Source organism: Halobacterium sp. KA-6 (assembly GCF_021029015.1).
Taxonomy (GTDB): Archaea; Halobacteriota; Halobacteria; order Halobacteriales; family Halobacteriaceae; genus Halobacterium.
In genome coordinates this window covers 86,665-110,629 of the sequence record NZ_JAJJZH010000001.1, presented here as the reverse complement: position 1 = coordinate 110,629, position 23,965 = coordinate 86,665, and the positions used below count along the sequence as shown (strand labels likewise).

Sequence of the window (23,965 nt, the reverse complement as noted above, 5' to 3'; positions counted from 1 at the left end):
CACGCCGGGCAGCGATCAGAGCACGCGCCGGGGTGGTCCCGGCTACGTACTTGAACGTTCGTCAGCAGGAGCAGTAGTAGTCGCGGCCGCCGAATTCGACGTCGAGGCGGTGCGCGATTGGCGCGGGGTCGCTGGGCCGGTAGACGGCGGTCGTGAGGTCGCCGCTGGTCTCGAAGTCCCCGGAGACGAGCGCTTCCCAGTCGTCGGTGGCGAGGACGTCCGCGAGGTCGCCGCCGGCGAGCAGCGGGAGGTAGTCCTCCAGGGAGAGCCAGCGCGCGTCCTTCGTCGGGTCGGGGTCGTAGTCGGCGTCGGTGACGTCGGCGTAGGCGGCCATCGGGAGGTTCGCGCCGGCCTGCACGGGCATGCTAATCCACTTCCACGGGCGCGTGTTGACGTCGAGGAGGACGAACTCGTCGCGGTCGCGGTCGTAGACGAACTCGGCCTCGCTGATGCCGTGGTAGCCCGCGTCCTCGATGACGGCGAGCGCGCGCTCCCGGATTTCCGGGCGTTCGACGCGCTCGACGACACAGGAGGTCCCGTAGCCGAGCGGCGCGCGGACGCGGGCGTTCCCGACGACCGCGAGCGGGTCGCCGTCCGCGGGGACGTAGGAGGCCAGCGAGTGGTCCTCGCCGCGCGCGACCGGGACCTTCTCCTGGGCCATGATTTCGATGCCGGTCTCCTGAGCCATCTCGACGACGTCCAGGTACTCCTCGCGGTCCGCGACCTCGATGACGTTCGTGCCGACGGCCTCCTCGAATTCGCGCTTGCGCGCGGGCTTGACGACGAGCGGGAAGCCGAGTTCGTCGGCGGCCTCGTCGGGGTCGACCTCCGAGAGTCGGTACGTCTCGGGGTAGGGGACGCCGAGGTCCTCACAGGTCTCGTAGAGCGAGGATTTGTCGAGGACGGCGTCCATCGTCTCGCTGTCGGCGAACGGCAAGCGGACGCCCTCGGGTTCGGTCTCGGCGAACGCGAGCGCCCACTCGTCCATGCAGCCGAACGCGACCGGCTCGTGGTCGAGTTGCGCGGCGAGTTCCTCGACGTCCGCGCGGAAGCCCGCCTCGTCGTCCAGCGGGTACGTGACGCGGCCCGCGTAGTCGACGGCGCTAGAGGGGGGTGCGGCGCCGTCCCCGGAGCGGTCGAGGGCGACGACGGGCACGTCGTGGGCGTCGAGCGCGCGGGCGACGGAGACACCCGTGACGTGGGCGTTCGCCACGAACGCTGGAGGTCGGTCGAAGTCGGCGGCCGCGAGCGCGTCGCGGAGGGCGTCGAACTCGTGGAAGGTCATGGGCGGAGTTGTGGGTGCTGGGGCTAAAGCGGCGTGATTCCCGCCCTCGTCCGCCGGTATCCGGGAGCGGCGGCCGTTCGAGGCCTGCCTTCTCGTGGGCGTCAGCGGCGGAACTGCCGGCCACGCCGACGGAGCGGGTTCGAAGCCTTTATTCGCGCGCTGGCCGTGAGCCTCCAGTAGTAACCATGTCGGACAACCCGGCCTCCATGTACCGGAAAATCGACAAGCCGTCGTACACCCGTCGCGACTACGTCACGGGAATTCCGGGCTCGAAGATTGCACAGCACCAGATGGGCGACCTGCAGGCGGACGGAGACGACTACCCCGTCCAGATTAGCCTCGCCCCCGAGGAGGAGTGTCAGCTCCGCCACGGTTCGCTCGAGGCCGCGCGCCTCTCCGCGAACCGCCACCTCATCAAGGAACTCGGCGAGGGCAACTACAAGATGCAGCTCCGCAAGTTCCCCCACCAGATCATCCGGGAGAACAAGCAGGCGACCGGCGCGGGTGCGGACCGTGTCTCCGACGGGATGCGCCAGGCGTTCGGCGTCCCGGTCGGCACCGCGGCCCGCATCTACCCCGGCGACAAGCTGATGACGGCGTACTGCGACGTCGAGCAGGCGGAAGAAGTCAAGGAAGCGTTCCGCCGCGCGTACAACAAGATCACGCCGCCGTGCAAGATCAACGTCGAGCGCGGCGAAGAACTGCTGGTCCGGTAATCCGGCCGCTTCTCTCCGACTTTCCCTCGCGTAGCGACGGCGCTGTTGACGGCTTGTCGGTTCCGACCGGCGTCTTTTAGTCCTACAGCGACGACGCCAGCGTATGCTCGGGCTGGCGGTCGCCAACGACACGGAGACGTTCGAGCGGATGTGCGACCCACTGGCGGACCGCGGGATTCGCGCCGAACACGTCTCCGTCCGCGAGCACGTCACCCACCTCGCTGACCCACCGTTCGACCCGACCCGGTTCGACGCGGGGTTCGTGTTCCCGGGGCGGCTGATGGAGGGCGGCGTCGTGGACGCGTTCCTCGACGTGCCGTGGGTGAACGACCGCGCGGCAGTGCTACGCTCCCGGAACAAGGCCGGCGCGCTCGCGACGCTCGCGGATGCTGGCGTGCCCGTCCCCGAAACCGTCTACGTCTCGAATCCCGCCGACAAGGGCGAGGTTCGGACGGCGTTCGAGGCCTTCGACGCGCCCGTGGTGGTGAAGCCGAACTCCACGACGCGCGGCGTCGGCGTCACGAAAGTCCACGACGCGGACTCCCTCGCTGGCGTGACCGACTACCTCGAACTCGTCCACGACTACCGCGCGACCGGCGACAAGTCCTACCTGATTCAGGAGTTCCTCCACGACGCCGCGGACTACCGCGTGATGGTCTTGGATGGTGCGGTCGTCGGTGCCGTCCAGCGCGCCGCGCCCGACGGCTGGAAGCACAACGTTCACCGCGGCGCGGACGCAGCAGGCGTCGAGCTGCCAGCGGAGCTTCGAGAGCTCGCAGTGGACGCGGCGGCCGCGCTGGACGTGGACTTCCTCGGTGTCGATTTGCTCGTGACGGAGGAGCGTGCGGTCGTCAACGAGACGAACGCACGCCCGACTATCGACGACGAGGAGAAGTACGAAGACGGGTTCTACGACCGATTGGCGGCGCTCGTCGAACGGACGGCAGAACGGTAGCTACTCGACGTCGATGTTCGTCGACTCGCCGGTGCGCTCGAAGGTGACTTCGAGGATGCCGTTGTTGTAGCTCGCGGTCCCCGAGCGCGGGTCGACGGGGCCGGGGAGGCCGATGCGTTCGTCGTACTCGCGCAGGTCGCTGCTCGCGCTGATGGTGACCTGCTCGCCGTCGCACTGCACGGAGATGTCCTCCTTCTCGACGCCCGGGAGGTCGGCGATGACGCGGACCTCGTCGTCGGTCTCGTGGACGTCGACGTGGGTGTCCGTCGAGAAGCCGGACTGGTCGCCCTCGAACCCGTTCGTGCCGTCCATCATCTCGTCCATCATCCGCTCGATTTCGCGGAAGATGTCGTCGAATGGGTCGTCCCGGTCGTCGCGTCTCATACCCGAGGGTTAGGCAGCGTGCTGGAAAAGCGTTCGGACTGTCACACCCGGGGGGGATTAGTGGTTTCTTAGGGGTTTGTATCCGCAAATATTTTCGACGTCCTCTTTAGTCGAATCCCTAGATTCAGGAATAACTGTACACTTATCGAGATCACCAATAATCTTGTCTTTATCCATTTCAGTAGAAATCTGTAAATGAAGAACTAGCGACTTCCTTGCGATATTCAATAGTTGAAGACTTAGTTCAGTATAATCCTCGTCATCTACACTTGAACCATGGACATAACTACTTCGGATATCATATCCGTTCTTGACTTTCTGGTATATCTCCATTTCCGGCGCGTCCAGAAACCCTAGAAGAATTGAAACACGTTCAGAGAGCCGGTGAGATAACTCACTATTTTCTTGTTCTTTCAGATAAAGTGCCTCTAAGCACATGATTGAGGAAGCAATTACTGCCTCGGTAGATGTTGCATTAACTAATCCTTCCTCATATCTATCATAAGCTATTGATAAGTAGTTTGTATCCGTTGAGTTAATTATATTCTCTCGGAATGGACCTTCAATCTCACTAAAACAGTTCTCAATATGTTCATCATCACCTTCCTCAAGTTTAGCAAACGAGAACCCATCCATCGTTTCATCCGTCCAATCTTTATTAGAGGCTAGTAAGGGGGAATCAGGTTCACTTAGTTTCCCGACGATTTTGCAGCTGCCAGAAGCATACAATCTCATAAGCGACAGTATCACGTATTCTTCTTTCCTCAACTCAAATTTATCTTCAACAGTCACCTCTCGTGATATTTTTAATGTAGGTGGGTCCCTTGGTAAAATAGTTAATTCAGGGCTAACTCTGGTATCTAGCCTGATCTCGGTCGTCAGGTCTTCTTTTACTGGTTGGGCGATGACGGTGTCATCGCTCAGTTTAGTTTCTTCAAACTCAGCTCCGATACCTAATAACCAAATGGTTAATTTCCAATCCGTAGGAGAATTCCGCAATTCGTTAAATAATGCGGAAATTAGCTCTGTCTTTACCGTATCGGATAGATTTTCATCATCTCCATACGCCTCAATTGTTTCATCAATAGCGATATTCACGAAATTATTTATAAGGAATATGGGCTCTTCCAGTTGTTCCGGAATATCTGCTTCATAGATCTCTTTCTCCTCATCATCTGTGAATTCTTCAATTATTTTTCTATCACAGACTGATTTAACTATGGACTTATACTCGTCAGATTCATGAATAGAAGTGACTATCTCATCATAAACGCCTGCTTCAGTGTATTCTGTCCGCGTCTCTTCATTCCTTGATATTTCGACAGTATTAGAGTTTTTAGCATCAGAAAAAGAGTTTATTAGACCGTCATAGTCGAAGCTGATACATTCATCCACAAGATAAGTGACGTTTTCTTCGGGTAATTCTTCCAAATCCTCTGCAACTTCTATCTCAACTTTATCTATCAAATCATGCAAATCGTCAGTTAACTCCTCAATCATATATCTAATATATACATACAGGAAAAAATAACTTTGGGGATATCAACTAATACTCATATTCCGAGGCTGTCGTTGGTGGTGGCGACGGACTCGGCGGCGTCGGCACTGTCGGTGACCGCGCGAATCGCGTCGACGTTCTCGGGGACGACGTCGGACTCCTGGTGGATGGCCTGGAAGCAGTAGAAGTCGCTGCCCTCCGTCGTGACGGATTCGCCCCAGAGGCAGTTCTCCCAGAGGTCGCCCCGAGGGCGGCCGCGGTCGAGCGCCCACTCCTTGAGCTGGCCGGTGCCCTCGATGCCGAGGTGTTCGTCGACGACCGTGATGCGGGACTGCTCGCCGAGCAGCTCCCGAACTTCCTCGGCGTCGGGTTCGGCGGCGAGCGTGACGTTGATGGCGTGCACGTGCATCAGCGTCGTCGGCACCTTCAGCCCGAGCGTGTCGATGTCGAGGTCGGGGAAGATGGTGTTGACGTCGGGGCCGTGGTGGCTCGGAATCGAGATGGGGTCCGGGAGCGCGTCGTTGATGGGGCCGCGGTTCGGCTGGCTGGGGTCGCCGCCGCGGCGCACGAGCGTCGCGCGCACCTTCTCGACGCCGTAGGCTTCACGGAGCGGCGCGAGGAGCCGGGAGAGCCCGGTCGTGTTACAGGAGACGACGCGCACGTTGTCGGCGTCGATTGCCTCGTCGTAGTTCGAGCGCGCGTTGAACGAGACGTCCGCGACGTCGGCGTCCTCGCCGCCCTGGTAGATGGCGGGCGTGTCGTACTCCTCGTAGAGTGCGCGGTTCTGCGCGCCGATGCCGGAGGGCGTGGCGTCCACGACGACGTCGCTCTGTGCGACGAGGTCGTCGACGAGGCCGGCGGTCTCGATGCCGGCTTCTGCGAATTTGTGCGCGCGGTCCTCGATGGCGGCGTAGAGGTCGTAGCCGCGCTCGATTGCCTGTTCGGCTTCGTAGTTCGGGCTGGTCTTGGCGACGCCGACGACGTCCATGTCGGGCTGGTCGCGGACCGCGTCCGCGACGCGCTTCCCGATGGTGCCGTAGCCGTTGATGCCGACGCGAATCATACCCGGGAGTGTCACGCGACGGCGGTTAACCGTTTCGCAGCACCGATTTACCGGGACGCGAGTGAATCCCCGCGTGGGCGAAAGCAACAAGACCTAACGCGCCGCCGTGAGAACGACCCGGTATGACTGACCTGCGAGCGGCCGCCGAGACCGCCGTCGAACAGTGCCTCGGCCTCGAAGCCGACGAGTCCTGCGTCATCGTCACCGACGACAAGCGCCAGCCCATCGGCGAAGCGCTGTACGACGTCGCCAGCGAGATTACGGACGCGACGCTCCTCCGATATCCGCCGGGCGACCAGCACGGCGAGGAACCGCCCAGTCCCGTCGCCGCGGCGATGCTGGACGCGGACGTGTTCCTCGCGCCGACGACGAAGAGCCTGAGTCACACGCGCGCTCGTGGCGCCGCCAACGACGCCGGCGCTCGCGGTGCGACCCTCCCTGGCATCACGGAGGACGTGTTCACGACCGGCCTCGACGCCGACTACGAGACCATCCGCCAGCACTGCGAGGACGTGCTCGCGCAAGTGGAGGGTGCCGACGAACTCCGCGTCACCACGCCCGCAGGCACGGACATCACGTTCGAGCCGGGCGACCGCGAGTGGCGCGACGACACCGGCATCGTCCACGAGCCCGGCGACTTCTCGAACCTCCCCGCGGGCGAAGTGTTCGTCTCCCCCGAAAATGCGAACGGGACGTACGTCGTGGACGGGACGATGATGCCCCACGGGAAACTGGACGCGGACGAACAGCTCCGCTTCGAGGTCGAGGACGGCTTCGTCACGGAGATTTCCGACCGCGGCGTCCGCGAGCAGGTCGAGGCCGCCAGCGAGCAGGTCGGCCAGGACGCCTACAACCTCGCGGAACTCGGCATCGGCACGAACGTCGCCGTCACCGAACTCGTGGGGAGCGTCCTCCTCGACGAGAAAGCTGCGGGGACGGTCCACATCGCCATCGGCGACGACGCCGGCATCGGCGGCGACACCGACGCGCCACTGCACCTCGACGGCATCATCCGAGAACCCACGGTCTACGCGGACGGCGAGGAAGTCGAACTTCCGAGCCCGTAACTCCGGACTGACCAACCGGTAGCGGGCGGGATTGAAAGGGGCGGCGCGGTCGCGTTTACCTGTTCGCTCGCGACGGAAGCACCGCAGCGGAGCGAGGAGCGCGGCGAGCGAGCGAACGCGACCGCGCCGGGGCTTTCGAGGAAGCGTGGTGAAAGCCAGCGAAGAGGCGAGGTAGTCCTAGTTCCAAAACCCTAACTCCGCGGTCTTTTACGTACGGGGCCGCTATACGCCACCATGAGCGAAAACGTCGGGGAGCACGTCCCCTTCGAGTGTCCGTCGTGTTCGCCGGACCTCGAAACCGTCCACGAGGTACTCACCACTGGTGGCGGGAACGCGACCGTGAAGTGTACCGACTGCGGCCACGTCCACAAGGAACCCGTCGAGGAGGAGACTACCGTCAGCGTCGACGTCATCGTCTCCCAGGACGGCGAATCCTTCACGGGGACCGCGGAGTTCGACCCGGAGGAGACCATCTACGAGGGCGACGAGTTCGTCGTGGAGACCGAGGCAGTCATCGCGCAGGTGCGCGTGACGAGCATCGAAGCCGGGCCGGAAGACCGCACGACGCGCGCCGACGCCGCCGACATCGACACCGTGTGGACGCGCGAGGTCGGGAACGTCAGCGTCGATATCACCATCAACCCCAAGGAGGACAGCGAGGAGGGTAGCCGGAGCATCGAAGTCCACGTCCCCGGGGACTACGAATTCACGGTCGGCGAGACCGAGGAGTTCGGCGAGGAAGCGTTCACCATCACGGGCATCCACGTTCGCGAGAACGCGATTGACAGTTACAAATTCCCGAAGCTCGGCGACGAGGGCGACATGGTGTTCGCGAAGGACGTCAAGCGCGTCTACGGCGATGACGAGACCAGCGGCGCCTGGTCCCCCTGGTAACCCACTGGGTCTGAAGCCATGACCGAGGACGAACCCGACACCGACGAGGAGTTCGAGACTGGTGGTGAGTCCGAGAACGACTTTGAGAGCGAACGCGACGAACTCGCGGACGCGCTCGCCACGCGTCCGAACGTCACCGAGCGCGTCGCGGACGCGATTCGCGCGGTGCCACGCCACGAGTTCGTGCCCGTAGAGCACCGCGACGCCGCCTACGACGACCGCCCGCTCCCAATCGGGGAGGGCCAAACGGTCAGCGCGCCCCACGTGGTCGCGATCATCGCGAGCGAACTCGACCTTCGGGAGGGCGACCGCGTCCTCGAAATCGGGACGGGCTGTGGCTACCACGCTGCGGTCACCGCCGAACTCGTCGGCGCAGAGCACGTTTTCTCCGTCGAGTACCTTGAAGACCTCGCCGAGAAAGCGCGGGAGAACCTCGAGCGCGCGGGCTACGGCGGCGTGTCGGTCCGGCAGGGTGACGGGCACGACGGCTGGCCCGAGCACGCGCCCTACGACGCTGCGTACCTGACGTGTGCTGCGTCCGAGTTCCCGGACACCGTCGTCGAACAGGTACGGGATGGCGGTCGGCTGGTCGGCCCGATTGGCGACGTCAGCCAGCGCCTCGTCCGCGCCGAGAAGAACAAAGACGGGGGGCTCGTTGAGTCGGACGAAGGTCCCGTGCGGTTCGTGCGGATGCAGGGCGGCGAGTAGGGCGCTCCGACCGCTATTCTTGAGGAAATGTAGTTGTGGGCACCTCGAAAGCCCCGACGCGCTCGCTGCCTGCGGCTCACTGCGCGCTTCCCTCTCTCGCTACGCTCGTTCGGTGCAGTGCTTACGTCGCCTCGGCGAGCGACCGCGCCGCCCCTTTCAGTCCACCCGAACAGCAGTTGGGCGAGAAGCCGGCAACTGAATTTATCCCGGCGGGCGCCGAGACGCCGAGTATGGATTACCGCGAGCTGTTGCTATTGCGGGCGGCCCGGGAGACGGGCGTACTTGACGCGCTCGTCTCGAACGCGTACACAGTAGATGACGTCGCACGCGAGGCGGGCGTGACCGAGCGCGCTGCGCGCGTGACCGTGGACGCCCTCCTCGACATGGGCTTGCTGGAGGACGTCGAGGAGGGCGTGGAGCCGACGAATCGAATGCTAGGGTTCGTCACGAAGACCGACGTGCGCTCCATCGGGCGGCTGCCACACGAACTCGATACTGTGGAGGCGCTGGTCGACCTCCCGGAGACGATGCAGACTGGAGCGGTGCCGGAGCGACCGGGGAACTGGACGCGGAACCGCCTCGGCGCACGGGCCGCCGAAGACGATGCCAGCGTCCGCGCAGCCGTCACCGCGGCCGTGCGTGAGCATCCCGATGCGGACGACGTGCTCGTGGTCGCGGACGGCCCGGGCCAGCACGCGGTGGAGTTCGCGCGCCGTGGGTTCGACGCGACGCTACTCGACACGCAAGCGGTCGTGGACGCCGTCGACCCGCTGCTGGAGCGCGAGCGCGTGGACCTCGTCGCCGGCGACCCGCTAGAGGGCGTGGAGGGTGTGGACGGCGAGTTCGACATCGTCTTCCACGCGGGCGTGGCCCGTGAGTACGGCCCGGACGACAACCGCCGGCTGCTGTCCGCGGCCAGCGACGCCGCCGCGGAGAACGCGCTCGCGATTCACGTCGACACGTTCCGGAATGGGACGCCGGACGCCGCGGTTGCTGCGGAGTTGCTCGCGACGACCGAGCACGGCGGCTGCTACGAGGAGGGCGCGGTCGGCGAGTGGTTCGCGGACGCCGGGTTCGCGGACGTCCGCGCGGGCGACGTTCCCGGCACCGACTACCGGTTCGTCGCCGGCCGCAGGCGCGCCACTCAATAAGCTGGGCGGCAATTCTCGAGTATGGAGTTCGCGGCGTTCCGGGCGGAGATGGTCGACAGCCTCGAGCACGACACGAAGGCTGCCGTCCAGGCGAAATCGACCGCGCAAGCGATGCGCGAGGTGCCCCGCCACGAGTTCGTGGACGGCGGGCGGCGCGCGTACACCGACCAGTCGCTGGAGCATCAGGGCACGCGCGTGCTCGCACCCTCTACCGTGGGCCGACTCGTGGACGCACTCGCGCCTGAGGAGGGCGACGACGTGCTCGTTGTCGGTGCGGGCGTCGGGTACACGGCGGCCGTGCTCGCGGAAATCGTCGGTCCGGAGCGCGTTCACGCCGTCGATATCGACCGCCGCGTCGTCTACGATGCGCGCTCGAACCTCGCAGACGCCGGCTACAGTAACGTGCTCGTGGACTGCCGGGACGGCGCGCGCGGCCTCCCCGAGTATGCGCCGTTCGACCGCGTGCTCGTCGAGGCGGCAGCTGTCGACCCGCCCGCGGCGTTGCTCGACCAACTCGCTACCGAAGGCCGGCTCGTCTACCCGGAGGGGACGACGGACCAGCGACTCGTCTCGATAGAGGACCGGGAGACGGTCTCGGTCCACGGCCCCGTTGCGTTCGCGCCGCTGCTCGTCGACGGCGAGCAGACAAGCGCCATCGAGCGCAATCGAACCGTCCGCGAGGACCGCGAGCGCGCGGCCAAGGAAGCCCAATCCCGGAAGGGCTGGGAGCAGGATTGGATCGACTGGGACTAGTGGCGGACGACGAGTATCTCGGTGTTCTTCCGGCGGTCGGCGTAGTCCGACCCCGACGGCGGCTTCACGGAGATTTCGAGCGTGCCGTCGGCCTGGTTCGGGCCGAGCTATGGGTCGACGTCCAGCGTCGCGGTTCCGTCGTTACCCGTGGTTGCGGTCGCGACACCGTCGAGGTCCGCGGCCCCTGCTTTTATCACGACCGTTGCACCCGCGACCGGATTGCCGTCCGCGTCGACCGCGGTCACGTCGACGGACTGGTCGCCGGGCGTGACGACGTCGGGTTCGGGGCTGGCGTCGAGTTCGCTCACGGAGAGCGTGTCGACGCCCGAGACCATGCTGAGCATCACGCTGAGTGTCGCGACGCCGACGACGAACGCGATGACGAGCCGGACGGGCAGCCCCTCAATGGCGCGCTCGTCGCGCGCGAACTGGTCGAGCCGGAGCGGGTTGGAGTCGAACACGCCACGGGTTGGCCGCGCCTCCGCACTTGAACCCTCGCACGGGAGTTTATCCGGGAAGCCGCGGGCAACAGCAGCCATGGACGTGCTTGGACGCGATAGCGGGGAGGACGGCGATGGGGTGCACGGGCGCTTCGGTCGGTATCTCGCCGCGGACCAGAGCCTCGGTGCACGTGTCGACGTGGACTTCGCGGGGCCGTACGCCGGCATCGTCGTGGGCAAGCGCGGGAGTGGGAAGTCGTATACGCTGGGCGTGCTCGCCGAAGGATTGGCGGAAACAACTGGCGTCGCGCCCGTGGTCGTCGACCCGATGGGCGCGTTCGGCGGGCTCGCAGCGGCTGGCGTCCCCGTCGTCGAGCCGCGCGTCCAGGCGAGCGCGCTGCCTCCGCGAGCGTGGTGCGAGTTACTTGACCTCGACCCGGCGGGTTTCGCGGGGACGCTCGTCTGGCGGGCTGCGACGGAAGCGAAGACGCTGGACGCGATGCGGGCGTGGGTCGCGGACGCAGATGCTACGGCTGCTGCGCGGCGGGCGGCCGCAAACCACCTCGAGCTCGCCGACTCGTGGGGGTGTTTCGCGCCAGACGCGCCGACCCCGATGGACTTGCTCGCGGACGGTGCGGTGCTCGACGGGACGGGCTTGGAGACGACTGCGTTGCAGGCGGTCGTCGCGGCGGGGCGGTATCGGGCAGCGGTTGACCGAGCGGGGAACCTACCGTGGCTACTGATAGACGAATCGCACGCGTGCGCGAGCGGCGCGGCCGCAGCTGCTGTTGATACGTTGTATACGCGCGGCCGTGCACCCGGCGCGAGCGTCGTGCTCGCGACCCAGCGCCCGAGCGCGCTGCCGGAGACCGCGATTTCGCAGTCGGATTTGGTGGTCGTGCATCGACTCACGTCGCAGCGGGACGTTGACGCGTTGGCGGCGATGCGGCCGACGTACCTATCGGGAGGGGTCGGTGCGAAGTTGCCGTCGAGGACCGGGGACGCGCTGGTCGTCGACGACGCGACCGAGACGATGTGTGCGGTTCGCATTCGGGAGCGATGGACGGAACACGGGGGGTGGGAGTCGCGTGGCCGAGTGAAGAGAACGGCTAGCCGTGGAAACGTTTACGCGGGATAGAAGCCAATAACAGCGTATATCCGGGGAGGTGACGGTTGACGAAGATACAAAGTCCCGGCTCGAAGAACTCCGAGACGAGATTCGCGCCGGGACGAGGGGCCAGTCACGCAGCAGGAGATACCTCGGAGAGCTCATCGACGACGCCTACGAGGAGACAGATGAAACCGTCGACACGTTCCGAGAATCAACAGTGCCGCTCTCCAAGGCGGAAACGGAAGCGATGAGCCGTGGCCGGCTCTACCCCAACCTCGACACACTCGTCGACAAGGGCTCATCGATAAAGGCCAACTCGACCAGCGCATCAGCCACCACACGCTCACCAGCCGCGGCCGCCGCGAGTGGGAACAGCAGTACGTCGACCTGGAAGAGCAAGTAGAATAAACATCTCGGGTAAGCGATCAGGCTTCAGTCGCCCGGATTAACGGGTCCTTTGTACGCTGAGCTGACGTGCTCGCCGTCCTGCCACTGCCAGTAGTAGTAGCGGTTGTTGATCTCCTTGACCGTGATTGTTGCTTTTGCAGGGGCCTCATCCGGTCGGTTGTCAACTTTGAGTTCCACAGCTGTCTCCGCGGATCCTTTGTCTCGATACGTGGCGAAGTTCTCGGCGTTTCTGGCGACTTGCCGTAACTGTGCAGGCGAACACCCGTCGAGCGAATCAACGATCTCGCCGGGCAGTGCTGTCGGAGAGGTTGATGGCTCTGGCATGGAAAGTTCATTTTATCCAATAGAAACCAGCTTGCGGGGAGTTCTGTTAGTTAAGCTTCGTGTAAGTCCGTTCCGGGAGTTACCCATACGGCCGCAAAACACGATCGGGTTTGATTTCGACGTCAACGCGCCACAGATGCTTGCAACCACCCTCGGGTGTGCGATACTCCCAATCCGGGCAGGTACATGTCTTGGCGACGATATCAACCGCGTGAACATCCTCCTCTGTTCGCTCGACCTCACGCTCACCGCCGGCGAGCGCGTCAAACGCTACTACGGGTCGAAGATGGTCGACTTGATACGGCCGTCGTCAACATCACTCTCGACCTCAGCGAAGCCGCAACCGGCGGCACGGTCGTCATCGGTAACGAAGCAGACGCCGGCTACTAGACTAATGTCCCCTGCAACGACGGTAACGACGACGGCCAGATTAGCGTCCTCTTCAACAGCTACCAGGCCGGCAACGCTGACGCCGAAAACTACAGCGTCGTCACCGCCGCTGGTGACGAGGACTCCGCGTCCCTTATCGACGGGGCTGACAGCGAAACGAACATCTCGCAGCTGTTGGCCGCCGGCGACTACGAACTCGCCGCCAGCACCTCCAGCGTCACCGACACCAGCAGCTACAGTCTGGAGAACAACCGCAGCCTCGCTGACGGTGACGTCTATAACGCGACGTTCAACCTCAACGAGCAGCGTCTCCTCCAGAAGAGCGAGGACGTTCAGTCCGTCTCTGACGAGTGCGAGACGGTCACGCGTGAAGCGAGCTTCACCTACGATGGCGACTAGATCACTGTCGAAGCCGCATCCGGCCAGACCATCTCCGGTGAAACCTCAATCGCACCCGGCACCGAGCTGACGCTCCGCGTCCGCTCGTCCGGCGACACCCAGTCTCGCTTCACCACGGGCCCGACGGTGACCGTCCAGGCTGACGGCACCTTCGCCCACGACTTCGACTTCAGCGAGCGCAACGTGAACGACACGTTCACCGCACGACTCACCGGCGGCAGCTTCGGTGACACCGTCAGCGCTGACGGTGTTGTCGTCGAAGCCACCCAGACCGCAACGGCAACCGTCACCGCTACGGCCACCGAGACCGCTACGGCTACGGAACCGTCCGGCGAGTCCGGCGGCGGCATCCCCGGCTTCGGCATGGGTATCGCGCTCATCGCCGTCCTCGGTGCTGCCTTGCTGGCTCTCCGCCAGAACTAACGAATAACGACTGACCGCTCGTAAGCGGTCACACTACGCGGTACCCCCACACTTTCTTTCACGAACCAAACCTGACAGCGGCAGCGCTACCGAAGCCGCATCAAGTGAACCCGACCGACTACCAACACGCCTATACTCGGGACGCCCGTCCCGTCTGGTAATGGTATCCGCGTTGACCGACACGCTCGCGTGGGTCGTCATCGCGGCGTTCGGAACGAGCGCAATCCTCCAGACCAACCACCGCCAGTACAGCCGGTACGCGGCTGTCGCGGCGTGGACGCTGTTCGCGGCGTTCTGGGGGCTTCTCGTGCCGTACTACTTCTTCGAGCACTTGAGCCTCATTGAGGGCGTGCTGAGCGCGGTCGCTGTACCCGCGTGTCTGTACACCGCGTACCTCGTCGGGACGGGGAAGCGCCAACTGGTGACGCTGACGCGCTCGATTGCGATTATGGGGCTGTTGTTCCTGCCGTTCCAGACCATCGAGCCGGCTCGCCAGTTCGCTATCGAGGCGGTCGCCCAGCAGGCCGAGTGGCTGATGGCGCAGTTCGGCTACTACCCGCCGGTCGTGGAGGGCGACCACGGCTACCTGGCGAAGTTCGTGTTCACCGGCGAGTCCGTCACCGGCGAGTCCGGCCACCGGTACACGACGACCGTTCTGATGGCGTGTACGGGCATCGGGAGCATGTCCATCGTCGGCGGGCTCGCGCTCGCCGTGAAAGCCCCGATGAAGCGCCGCATGCAGGCGCTCGCTGTCGCGCTCCCCGTCATCTACGGGTTGAACGTGATTCGCGTGGTGTTCATCGCCGTCGCGCACGGCAAGCAGTGGTTCCGCGGCGGCATCTACGAGTCGCTCGTGTTCGTGCTGTTCCCGACGAACGACGGCAACATGGTGTCGTACCTGTTCGCCGACCGCGTGCTCGCGCAGTCCGCGTCCGTCGTCGCGCTCGTCGTCCTGACGTTCGCGCTGCTCCGCATCGTCCCGGAGCTCGGCGGCGTCGTCGAGGACGTCGCGTACATCGCGACCGGCAACGAGTACGAGATTACGCGGCGGTTCGCGGAGTAGCGCAGACTGACGGCTGCGCTACGGCTCGTCTCTCTACCTGTGACTACCGACTCGAAGAACCACGAGCATCAGCGATTGGCTACCCGATAACTGGGGTGGACTGAAAGGGGCGACGGGCTCGCGTCCAGTTTAGTCGTCTCGCGGACCACTATCTGTGAGCGCAGCGAACAGATATGTCCGCGAGCGACCGCGAGCCCGTCGGGGCTTTCGAGGACACGTATCTACCTTCGTCGAGACGCCAGGAAACGCAGAGCAATCACTATCGAACGTAACGTCGAAAGGAAAGCGCCCGGAGCGGGATTTGAACCCGCGTCACAACCGTGACAGGGTTGTATGATGGGCCACTACACCATCCGGGCTTGCTGCACTCATTCGTAGCCGGCTTGTATTCTTAAGACTTTCCAAACGGTGGGACGTGTGCGTCGTGGTGGCGCGGGCCTCGACCGGAATCGTAGTTGACAAGACCTAAGTGCGCTGCGGGTGAATTGGCCTGTAGTATCTCGTGAGAGGTAGTTCTCCCCCCATCCAGGCACACCCATGGTAGACGTAAGCCAACACGAACTCGTCCCCGAGCACACAGTTCTCGACGAAGACGAACTCGAGGACGTGCTCGTGGACTACGACATCGACCGGACGGACCTGCCGAAGATTAAACGGAAGGACCCTGCCCTGCCGGACGACGCGGAGGTCGGCGACGTCGTCAAAATCGTGCGGGACTCGCGGACCACGGACAAAGCCATCGTGTACCGACTGGTGATCGAATAAATGCAAATCGAAGACCGACGTGAACTGTCGAGGGCGTATTTCTCGAAAGAACGACTCGCGGAACACCACTTCAGGTCGTTCAACTCGTTCCTGAAGCGCGGCATGCAGGACGTCGTCACCGAGAAGGAGCGCATCGAGACGGACATCGGTGACAAAGAAGACGAGGAGCCGGTGTGGGTCGAACTCGGCGACGTCCGCATCACGACCCCGCGCGTGCGGGAGGCGGACGGCTCCGAGGAGCTGCTGTACCCACAGGAAGCGCGACTGCGCAACATCACGTACTCCGCGCCGGTGTTCATGGAGATGAGCATCGTTCGCGGCGGCGAAGAGGAAGAAGAGCGCGTGCTGGACACGACGGAGACGAAGGTCGGCCGGATGCCGATCATGGTCGGCTCCGACAAGTGCAACATCGCGGGCTTCTCTGAGGAGGAGCTCATCGAAATCGGTGAGGACCCCGCCGACCCCGGTGGCTACTTCATCGTGAACGGCAGCGAGCGCGTGCTGATGACCAGCGAGGACCTCGCGCCGAACAAGATCCTCGCGGAGTACGACTCCAAGTACGGCGACGAGATTCAGGTCGCGAAGACGTTCAGCCAGCGCCGCGGCTACCGCGCGCTGGTGCTCGTCGAGCGCAACCGCGAGGGGCTACTGGAAGTGTCGTTCCCCTCGGTCTCGGGCTCGATCAACTTCGTGACGCTGGTGCGGGCGCTCGGCCTCGAATCCGACGAGGAGATCGTCCACCGGGTCAGCGAGGACCCCGAGATTGTGAAGTTCATGCTGGAGAACCTGGAGGAGGCGGACGTCCAGACCCAGGAGGAGGCCATCGAGGAGCTCGGGCAGCGCGTCGCCTCCGGCCAGGGGAAGAACTACCAGCTGAAGCGCGCGAACTACGTCATCGACCGCTATCTCCTCCCGCACCTCCACGAGGAGGGCATCGAGGACGAGGAGACGCGCATCAACAAGTCCTACTACCTCTGTCGGATGGCTGAGGCGTGTTTCGAGCTCGCGCTCGACCGCCGCGAATCCGACGACAAGGACCACTACGCGAACAAGCGCCTCAAGGTCTCCGGCGACCTGATGAAGGACCTGTTCCGGACGGCGCTGAACAAGCTGGCACGCGACGTGAAGTACCAGCTCGAACGCGCGAACATGCGCAACCGCGAACTCACCGTGAACACGGTGGTTCGCTCCGACGTGCTGACCGAGCGCCTCGAACACCCAATCGCGACCGGGAACTGGGTAGGCGGGCGCTCCGGCGTCAGCCAGCTCGTGGACCGGACGGACTTCATGGGCGTGCTCAGCCACCTGCGCCGGCTGCGCAGCCCGCTGAGCCGCTCCCAGCCGCATTTCGAAGCGCGTGACCTGCACGCCACCCAGTGGGGGCGCATCTGTCCCTCCGAGACCCCCGAGGGGCCGAACTGTGGCCTGGTGAAGAACTTCGCGCAAGCGATGGAGCTCTCCCAGAACGTCGAAGACGAGCGCGAGTTGAAACGCGAACTCTCGTCGATGGGCGTCGAGGGCATCCCCGGAATCAGTACAGAAGCGACGACACCAGCGGACGACTAACATGAGCACGGAACGAGAAGCGAAAGTCTACGTCAACGGCAGTCTCGTCGGGACCCACGAGGACCCCGAGGAGCTGGCAGCACAGATCCGGGAGGCGCGCCGACGGGGAGAGGTCTCCGAGATGGTGAACGTCTCCGTGAAGGACCGCACGAACGAAGTCATCGTCAACGCGGACGCGGGCCGGGCCCGCCGCCCGCTGCTCGTCGTCGAGGACGGCGAGCCCCTCGTCACCGACGAGGAGATGGACGCCGTCGAGAACGGCGACATCGACTTCGAGGACCTCGTTCGCGCGGGGAAAGTGGAGTTCATCGACGCCGAGGAAGAGGAGGACGTCCTCGTCGGCGTCGACCAGGACGAACTCACGGACAACCACACCCACCTCGAAATCGACCCGCAGCTCATCTTCGGCATCGGCGCCGGGATGATTCCGTACCCCGAGCACAACGCGAGCCCACGAATTACGATGGGCGCGGGGATGATGAAACAGAGTCTGGGCCTGCCGGCGGCGAACTACCGCATCCGGCCGGACACCCGCCAGCACCTCCTGCACTACCCGCAGAAGGCGATGGTGAACACCCAGACCACCGAACAGATTGGCTACGACGACCGGCCGGCCGGCCAGAACTTCGTCGTCGCCGTCATGTCCTACGAGGGCTTCAACATCGAGGACGCTCTCGTCATGAACCAGGGCTCAGTGGACCGCGCGCTCTCGCGCTCGCACTTCTTCCGTACGTACGAAGGCGAGGAGCGCCGCTACCCCGGCGGCCAGGAGGACCGCTTCGAGATTCCCTCCGACGACGTGCGCGGCGGTCGCGGCGAGGACGCGTACACGCACCTCGACGACGACGGCCTCGTCAACCCCGAGACCCAGGTCGACGACTCTTCCGTCCTGTTGGGGAAGACGAGTCCGCCGCGGTTCCTCGAAGAACCCGAGGACATGGGCGGGCTCAGCCCGCAGAAGCGCCGCGAGACGAGCGTGACGATGCGCTCGGGCGAAGACGGCGTCGTGGACACAGTCACCCTCATGGAGGGCGAGGACGGCTCGAAGCTCGCGAAGGTCTCCGTACGGGACGAACGAATCCCCGAGCTCGGGGACAAATTCGCGTCCCGCCACGGTCAGAAGGGCGTCGTCGGCCACCTCGCACCCCACGAAGACATGCCGTTCACACAGGAGGGCGTCGTGCCCGACCTCGTGCTGAACCCGCACGCGCTGCCGTCCCGGATGACGGTCGGCCACGTGCTGGAGATGCTCGGCGGGAAAGCCGGCTCCCTCGACGGGCGCTCCGTCGACGGGACGGCGTTCACCGGCGAGGACGAGGACGAGCTACGCTCGACGCTGGAGGACCGCGGCTTCAAGTCCTCCGGCAAGGAAGTGCTGTACTCTGGCGTTTCGGGGGAGAAAATCGAGGCCGAGATTTTCGTCGGCACGATTTTCTACCACAAGCTCTACCACATGGTGTCGAACAAGCTCCACGCCCGCTCGAAGGGGCCGGTCCAGGTCCTCACGCGGCAGCCGACGGAGGGGCGCGCCCGCGAGGGTGGCCTCCGCGTCGGGGAGATGGAGCGCGACACCGTCATCGGCCACGGCGCCGCGATGGTGCTCAAAGAGCGCCTGCTTGACTCCTCGGACCGCGAGGAGATTCACGTCTGTGGCAACTGCGGCATGACGGCCGTGGAGAACTACGAGCAGCGCCGCGTCTACTGTCCGAACTGTGAGGAGGAAACGGACGTGCACAGCCTCGAGATGAGTTACGCGTTCAAACTCCTGCTCGACGAGATGAAAGCGCTCGGCATCGCGCCGCGACTCGAACTGGAGGACGCAGTATGAGCACAGGACAATCACCTATGGAGATCGGCGAAATCAGCTTCGGGCTGATGGACCCGGAGGAGTACCGCGACATGTCCGCGACGAAAGTCATCACCGCGGACACGTACGACGACGACGGCTTCCCCATCGACATGGGCCTGATGGACCCGCGCCTGGGCGTCATCGACCCCGGGCTGGAGTGCAAGACGTGCGGCCAGCGCTCCGGGAGCTGTAACGGCCACTTCGGCCACATCGAGCTCGCCGCGCCCGTCATCCACGTCGGGTTCGCGAAGCTCATCCGCCGGCTGCTACGCGGGACGTGCCGGGACTGCGCGCGCCTCCTGCTCACCGAGGAGGAGAAAGAGGAGTACCGCGAAGACCTCGACCGCACGCGCAGCCTCCACGAGGACGTCTCCGACGTCACGAAGGCCGCCATCCGGGAGGCCCGCAAGAAGGACCACTGCCCGCACTGCGGGGAAGTCCAGTACGACGTCAAACACGAGAAGCCGACGACGTACTACGAAGTCCAGCAGGTCCTCGCGAGCGACTACAGCGAGCGCATCGCCGCCGCGATGCAGCCCGACCCCGACGAGGACGACTCGGGTATCAGCCCGCAGGAGCTCGCCGAGCAGACGGACATCGAGATTAGCCGCATCAACGACATCCTCTCCGGGGAGTTCCGGCCGCGCCGCGAGGACCGCGAGGCCATCGAGGCCGCCATCGGCGCGGACCTCACCACCGAGGACATGAACAAGCTGATGCCCTCGGACATCCGCGACTGGTTCGAGGACATCCCCGGCGAGGACCTCGCCGTGCTCGGCATCGACCCCGAGAAGAGCCGGCCCGAGTGGATGATTCTGACCGTCCTCCCGGTGCCACCGGTGACCGCGCGGCCGTCGATTACGCTCGACAACGGCCAGCGCAGCGAGGACGACCTCACGCACAAACTCGTGGACATCATCCGCATCAACCAGCGGTTCATGGAGAACCGCGAGGCGGGTGCGCCCCAGCTCATCATCGAGGACCTCTGGGAGCTGCTGCAGTACCACGTCACGACGTTCATGGACAACGAGATTTCGGGAACGCCGCCCGCCCGCCACCGTTCGGGCCGCCCGCTGAAGACGCTCAGCCAGCGCCTGAAGGGTAAGGAGGGCCGGTTCCGTGGCTCGCTGTCCGGAAAGCGCGTGAACTTCTCCGCGCGGACCGTCATTTCGCCGGACCCGACGCTGTCGCTGAACGAGGTCGGTGTGCCCGACCGCGTGGCGACCGAGATGACCCAGACGATGGTCGTCAACGACCAGAACGTCGAACGCGCCCGCACGTACGTCCGCAACGGCCCGGAAGGCCACCCGGGCGCGAACTACGTCACGCGACCCGACGGCCGCCGCGTCCGCGTCACCGAGAAGGTCTGCGAGGAGCTCGCCGAGCGCGTCGAGCCCGGCTGGGAGGTCCAGCGCCACCTCATCGACGGCGACATCATCATCTTCAACCGACAGCCGTCGCTGCACCGGATGTCCATCATGGCCCACGAGGTCGTGGTGATGCCGTACAAGACGTTCCGCCTGAACACCGTCGTCTGTCCGCCGTACAACGCCGACTTCGACGGCGACGAGATGAACATGCACGCCCTCCAGAACGAGGAGGCGCGTGCCGAGGCGCGCGTGCTGATGCGCGTCCAGGAGCAGATTCTCTCGCCGCGCTTCGGTGAGAACATCATCGGCGCGATTCAGGACCACATCAGCGGGACGTACCTGCTCACGCACGACAACCCGCGGTTCAACGAGACGCAGGCCTCCGACCTGCTGCGCCAGACCAGCATCGACGAGCTCCCCGAGCCCGCCGGCACCGAGGGCGGCGAGCCCTACTGGGAGGGACGACAGATTTTCAGCGAACTGCTGCCCGACGACCTCAACCTCGACTTCACGGGGACCGTCGGCGAGCCGGTCGTCATCGAGAACGGCCAGCTCCTCGAGGGTACCATCGCCGAGAACGAAATCGGTGGGTTCGGCGGCGAAATCGTCGACACCATCGCGAAAGTCCACGGGAAGACCCGCGCGCGCATCTTCATCAACGAGGTCGCCTCGCTGGCGATGCGCTCGATTATGCACTTCGGGTTCTCCATCGGCATCGACGACGAGACTGTCTCCACGGAAGCCCGCGAACGCATCGACGAGGCCATCGGGTCGGCGTACGACCGCGTGCAGGAACTCATCGAGACCTACGAGAACGGCGACCTCGAATCCCTGCCCGGCCGCACCGTCGACGAGACCCTCGAGATGAAAATCATGCAGACGCTCGGGAAGGCCCGTGACTCCGCCGGCGACGTCGCCGCGGAGAACTTCGACGCGGACAACCCCGCCGTCGTCATGGCCGACTCCGGCGCGCGTGGGTCGATGCTGAACCTCACGCAGATGGCCGGCTGTGTCGGCCAGCAGGCAGTCCGTGGCGAGCGCATCAACCGCGGCTACGAGGACCGCACGCTCAGCCACTTCGAGCCGAACGACCTCTCCAGTGAAGCCCACGGCTTCGTGGAGAACTCCTACACGAGCGGCCTCACCCCGAAAGAGTTCTTCTTCCACGCGATGGGTGGCCGCGAGGGCCTGGTGGACACGGCAGTCCGGACGTCGAAGTCCGGCTACCTCCAGCGCCGCCTCATCAACGCACTCTCCGAGCTGGAGACCCAGTACGACGGGACGGTCCGCGACACCAGCGACACCATCGTCCAGTTCGAATTCGGCGAGGACGGCACGTCGCCCGTCGAGGTGTCCTCCAGCGAGGAGGTCGACGTCGACGTCGAACACATCGCCGACCGCATCATCGAATCCGAATTCGAGAGCACCGAGGAGAAAGAGGAGTTCCTCGGCGTCCAGGAGCCGCCGACGAACCTCTCCGAGCACGGCGCGTCCTGGGAGGTGGAATCCGATGACTGAAATCACACCCGCGATTCGCGACCACGTCGAAGCATCGGAACTCCCGCGACGCCTCAAGGAACGCGTCTACGACACCATCGAGGACCGCGAAGACGTCACCATCCCGGAAGCCAAAGACATCGCGACCGCAGTCGAGTCCCAGTACATCGACACGCGCGTCGACCCCCTCGAACCCGTGGGGACCGTCTCCGCGCAGTCCATCGGGGAGCCGGGGACGCAGATGACGATGAACACGTTCCACTACGCTGGCGTCGCGGAGATGGACGTGACGCAGGGCCTGCCGCGGCTCATCGAGCTCGTGGACGCCCGAAAGACCCCGGACACGCCCATCATGACGGTGTACCTCGAAGACGAGTACGCCGAGGAGCGCGAACGCGCCCACGAGGTCGTGTGGAGCATCGAGGCGACGAAGATTCTCGCGCTCGGTGACATCTCCACGAACGTCGCCGACATGGTCGTCCAGATCGACCTCAACGAGGACACGCTCCAGGAGCGGTGGCCGCTCAAGGACTCCACGAACGAAATCGCGGGCGAAATCGCCGAGACCATCGAAGGCAGCCTCGGCGTCCAGGTCACCCAGCAGGGGACCGTCCTGGAGTTCGGCCCGAGCGAGCCGTCGTACCGCGAACTCCTCCAGCTCGTCGAACAGCTCCGCGACATCGTGTTCAAGGGCATCGAGGACGTCTCCCGCGTCGTCATTCGCCGCGAGGAGACCGAGCGCGGCGAGGAGTTCGTCCTCTACACGGAGGGGTCGGCGTTCAAGAAGGCGCTCAGCATCGAGGGCGTCGACGCCTCCCGCACGTCGTGTAACAACATCCACGAGGTCCACAAGACCCTCGGCATCGAGGCCGCCCGCGAGGCCATCATCGAGGAGACGATGACCACGCTCGAAGAGCAGGGTCTCGACGACGTGAACATCCGCCACCTGATGCTGGTCGCGGACATCATGACCAACGACGGCACCATCCAGTCCATCGGCCGGCACGGCATCTCCGGGAACAAGGACTCCGTGCTCGCCCGCGCAGCGTTCGAGGTCACCGTCAGTCACCTCCTGGACGCCGCCATCTACGGCGAGGCCGACGACCTCGACGGCGTCATCGAGAACGTCATCGTCGGGAAGCCCGTCCAGCTCGGCACCGGCGACGTTGACCTCCGGATGGGCGCCAGCAAGTCCGACTGATGACAGTCAGGCTCTCCGACGAGGCGCGCCGCCTCATCGCCGCGTTCGAGGACGAGACCGACGCCGACGCCGTCGACTGCGTCGTCGACGACGAGGAGGACCGCGTCATCTTCGTCGTCGCCGCCGGCGAGATGGGGTCGGCCATCGGCCCCGGCGGCAGCCGTGTCGAAGAGCTCGAAGAGAAACTCGGCCGCGACGTGATGCTCGTCGAGGACGCACCGACGCCGGAGGGCTTCGTTGCGAACGCGCTCTCCCCGGCGGCCGTCTACAACGTCACCATCAGCGAGAACGACACCACGGTCGCGTACGCTGAAGTCGCCCACGAAGACAAGGGCGTCGCCATCGGTACCGGCGGGAAGAACATCGAAGCCGCCAAACAACTCGCGAAACGGCACTTCGACATCGACGACATCCAGCTCACCTGAGGCGCACTTTTTGCGCTGCGGGGGTCGCTACTGCTCGCTGATGCGCTTTACCCTGCTTCGATCAGTGTCAAGCATCTGGGAACCGAGCGGGACGGTAGGCTCAGTAGGGTCCCGGTTTGCGCTGTGGCCGCAAGGAGCGGGGGCGTCGAGGACTTGCGATAGGGGATTGGACGGCGCTTTTGCCGAGCGAGGCGGCGAAGCCGCCGAGTGCAGAGCGAACGGTCGAAGCGAAAGGCCGAGTTTAAGTGCCTCCGATGGGT

General features: G+C 64.5%; 22 protein-coding genes, 1 tRNA gene and 3 pseudogenes. 18 read left to right on the top strand and 8 right to left on the bottom strand.

Annotated elements, in window-relative coordinates:
* Window positions 1-61: 61 nt before the first annotated feature.
* A complete protein-coding gene (locus LPA46_RS00645; RefSeq protein ID WP_230890937.1) occupies window positions 62-1,285 on the bottom strand; it encodes a carboxylate--amine ligase in 1,224 nt (407 codons plus the stop codon).
* 185 nt (window positions 1,286-1,470) lie between these two features.
* Between LPA46_RS00645 and LPA46_RS00640 the strand changes: the two genes are divergently transcribed.
* Both LPA46_RS00640 and LPA46_RS00635 read left to right on the top strand, forming a co-directional pair.
* Window positions 1,471-2,001 carry a 50S ribosomal protein L16 gene (locus LPA46_RS00640; protein WP_230887894.1) on the top strand — a complete coding sequence of 177 codons (531 nt, stop codon included), beginning with the start codon at window positions 1,471-1,473 and terminating at the stop codon, window positions 1,999-2,001.
* 103 nt (window positions 2,002-2,104) lie between these two features.
* Window positions 2,105-2,956, top strand: coding sequence for an ATP-grasp domain-containing protein (locus LPA46_RS00635; RefSeq protein WP_230890936.1), 852 nt, complete (start codon window positions 2,105-2,107; stop codon window positions 2,954-2,956).
* Here LPA46_RS00635 and LPA46_RS00630 read toward each other — a convergent pair whose 3' ends face one another.
* The 3 genes from LPA46_RS00630 to LPA46_RS00620 are packed head-to-tail and all read right to left on the bottom strand — an operon-like array spanning window position 2,957 to window position 5,901.
* Window positions 2,957-3,340, bottom strand: coding sequence for an Hsp20/alpha crystallin family protein (locus LPA46_RS00630; RefSeq protein WP_230887896.1), 384 nt, complete (start codon window positions 3,338-3,340; stop codon window positions 2,957-2,959).
* 57 nt (window positions 3,341-3,397) lie between these two features.
* A complete protein-coding gene (locus LPA46_RS00625) occupies window positions 3,398-4,840 on the bottom strand; it encodes a HEPN domain-containing protein (RefSeq protein ID WP_230890935.1) in 1,443 nt (480 codons plus the stop codon).
* Window positions 4,841-4,893: 53 nt separating this feature from the next.
* Complete coding sequence (locus LPA46_RS00620; protein WP_230890934.1) at window positions 4,894-5,901, bottom strand: type II glyceraldehyde-3-phosphate dehydrogenase; 1,008 nt, start codon at window positions 5,899-5,901, stop codon at window positions 4,894-4,896.
* Window positions 5,902-6,023: 122 nt separating this feature from the next.
* Between LPA46_RS00620 and LPA46_RS00615 the strand changes: the two genes are divergently transcribed.
* The 5 genes from LPA46_RS00615 (at window position 6,024) to LPA46_RS00595 (ending at window position 10,474) form a co-directional block, all read left to right on the top strand.
* The gene (locus LPA46_RS00615; RefSeq protein WP_230890933.1) at window positions 6,024-6,968 is read left to right on the top strand and encodes an aminopeptidase; all 945 of its coding nucleotides are present in this window, start codon (window positions 6,024-6,026) and stop codon (window positions 6,966-6,968) included.
* A 234-nt stretch (window positions 6,969-7,202) separates the two neighbouring features.
* Window positions 7,203-7,862 (top strand): HVO_0476 family zinc finger protein, encoded by a 660-nt coding sequence (locus tag LPA46_RS00610; RefSeq protein ID WP_230887899.1) that lies wholly within the window; start codon window positions 7,203-7,205, stop codon window positions 7,860-7,862.
* Window positions 7,863-7,880: 18 nt separating this feature from the next.
* On the top strand, window positions 7,881-8,570 hold the full coding sequence (locus tag LPA46_RS00605) for a protein-L-isoaspartate(D-aspartate) O-methyltransferase (protein ID WP_230890932.1): 690 nt from the start codon (window positions 7,881-7,883) through the stop codon (window positions 8,568-8,570).
* A gap of 230 nt (window positions 8,571-8,800) precedes the next feature.
* The gene (locus LPA46_RS00600; protein ID WP_230890931.1) at window positions 8,801-9,721 is read left to right on the top strand and encodes a hypothetical protein; all 921 of its coding nucleotides are present in this window, start codon (window positions 8,801-8,803) and stop codon (window positions 9,719-9,721) included.
* A gap of 21 nt (window positions 9,722-9,742) precedes the next feature.
* Window positions 9,743-10,474, top strand: coding sequence for a protein-L-isoaspartate O-methyltransferase family protein (locus LPA46_RS00595; protein WP_230887902.1), 732 nt, complete (start codon window positions 9,743-9,745; stop codon window positions 10,472-10,474).
* On the opposite strand, the pseudogene LPA46_RS00590 reads toward LPA46_RS00595, so the two are convergent.
* Window positions 10,471-10,935: pseudogene (locus LPA46_RS00590) on the bottom strand (Ig-like domain-containing protein). The gene LPA46_RS00595 and the pseudogene LPA46_RS00590 overlap by 4 nt on opposite strands.
* 76 nt (window positions 10,936-11,011) lie before the next feature.
* Here LPA46_RS00590 and LPA46_RS00585 point away from each other — a divergent pair.
* Window positions 11,012-12,052 (top strand): ATP-binding protein, encoded by a 1,041-nt coding sequence (locus LPA46_RS00585; protein ID WP_230890930.1) that lies wholly within the window; start codon window positions 11,012-11,014, stop codon window positions 12,050-12,052.
* 229 nt (window positions 12,053-12,281) lie between these two features.
* Window positions 12,282-12,433 (top strand): annotated as a pseudogene (locus tag LPA46_RS00580) (PadR family transcriptional regulator); the annotation flags it as partial.
* Between the two features lie 24 nt (window positions 12,434-12,457).
* Here the strand turns inward: LPA46_RS00580 and LPA46_RS00575 are convergent.
* Both LPA46_RS00575 and LPA46_RS00570 read right to left on the bottom strand, forming a co-directional pair.
* A complete protein-coding gene (locus LPA46_RS00575) occupies window positions 12,458-12,757 on the bottom strand; it encodes a hypothetical protein (protein ID WP_230890929.1) in 300 nt (99 codons plus the stop codon).
* A 79-nt stretch (window positions 12,758-12,836) separates the two neighbouring features.
* The gene (locus LPA46_RS00570; RefSeq protein ID WP_230887947.1) at window positions 12,837-12,959 is read right to left on the bottom strand and encodes an SWIM zinc finger family protein; all 123 of its coding nucleotides are present in this window, start codon (window positions 12,957-12,959) and stop codon (window positions 12,837-12,839) included.
* A gap of 203 nt (window positions 12,960-13,162) precedes the next feature.
* On the opposite strand from LPA46_RS00570, the pseudogene LPA46_RS19060 reads away from it, so the two are divergent.
* The 3 genes and pseudogenes from LPA46_RS19060 to artA all read left to right on the top strand — a co-directional run.
* Window positions 13,163-13,546 (top strand): annotated as a pseudogene (locus LPA46_RS19060) (DUF7827 domain-containing protein); the annotation flags it as partial.
* Entirely contained in the window at window positions 13,547-13,969 is a 423-nt protein-coding gene (locus LPA46_RS00560) for a BGTF surface domain-containing protein (RefSeq protein ID WP_330166319.1), read from the top strand.
* Window positions 13,970-14,129: 160 nt separating this feature from the next.
* Window positions 14,130-15,032, top strand: coding sequence for an archaeosortase A (gene artA, locus LPA46_RS00555; protein WP_230887907.1), 903 nt, complete (start codon window positions 14,130-14,132; stop codon window positions 15,030-15,032).
* A gap of 286 nt (window positions 15,033-15,318) precedes the next feature.
* On the opposite strand, the gene LPA46_RS00550 is transcribed toward artA, so the two are convergent.
* Window positions 15,319-15,391: transfer RNA gene (locus tag LPA46_RS00550), tRNA-Asp, on the bottom strand.
* A 178-nt stretch (window positions 15,392-15,569) separates the two neighbouring features.
* Here LPA46_RS00550 and LPA46_RS00545 point away from each other — a divergent pair.
* Genes LPA46_RS00545 through LPA46_RS00520 form a run of 6 tightly spaced genes read left to right on the top strand, consistent with a single transcriptional unit; the run spans window position 15,570 to window position 23,705 of the window.
* Window positions 15,570-15,797: a DNA-directed RNA polymerase subunit H gene (locus LPA46_RS00545; RefSeq protein ID WP_058980873.1), complete on the top strand. Its 228-nt coding sequence runs from the start codon at window positions 15,570-15,572 to the stop codon at window positions 15,795-15,797.
* Entirely contained in the window at window positions 15,798-17,363 is a 1,566-nt protein-coding gene (locus LPA46_RS00540; RefSeq protein ID WP_230887910.1) for a DNA-directed RNA polymerase subunit B'', read from the top strand.
* Between the two features lies 1 nt (window position 17,364).
* Window positions 17,365-19,191, top strand: coding sequence for a DNA-directed RNA polymerase subunit B (gene rpoB, locus LPA46_RS00535; protein ID WP_230887911.1), 1,827 nt, complete (start codon window positions 17,365-17,367; stop codon window positions 19,189-19,191).
* Window positions 19,188-22,100 carry a DNA-directed RNA polymerase subunit A' gene (locus tag LPA46_RS00530; RefSeq protein ID WP_230890926.1) on the top strand — a complete coding sequence of 971 codons (2,913 nt, stop codon included), beginning with the start codon at window positions 19,188-19,190 and terminating at the stop codon, window positions 22,098-22,100. Before rpoB ends, LPA46_RS00530 begins: the two co-directional genes overlap by 4 nt.
* Window positions 22,093-23,280 carry a DNA-directed RNA polymerase subunit A'' gene (gene rpoA2 / locus LPA46_RS00525; RefSeq protein ID WP_230887913.1) on the top strand — a complete coding sequence of 396 codons (1,188 nt, stop codon included), beginning with the start codon at window positions 22,093-22,095 and terminating at the stop codon, window positions 23,278-23,280. Before LPA46_RS00530 ends, rpoA2 begins: the two co-directional genes overlap by 8 nt.
* Window positions 23,280-23,705, top strand: a complete 426-nt coding sequence (locus LPA46_RS00520; RefSeq protein WP_230887914.1) for a NusA-like transcription termination signal-binding factor — start codon at window positions 23,280-23,282, stop codon at window positions 23,703-23,705. Before rpoA2 ends, LPA46_RS00520 begins: the two co-directional genes overlap by 1 nt.
* The last annotated feature ends 260 nt before the right edge of the window (window positions 23,706-23,965 follow it).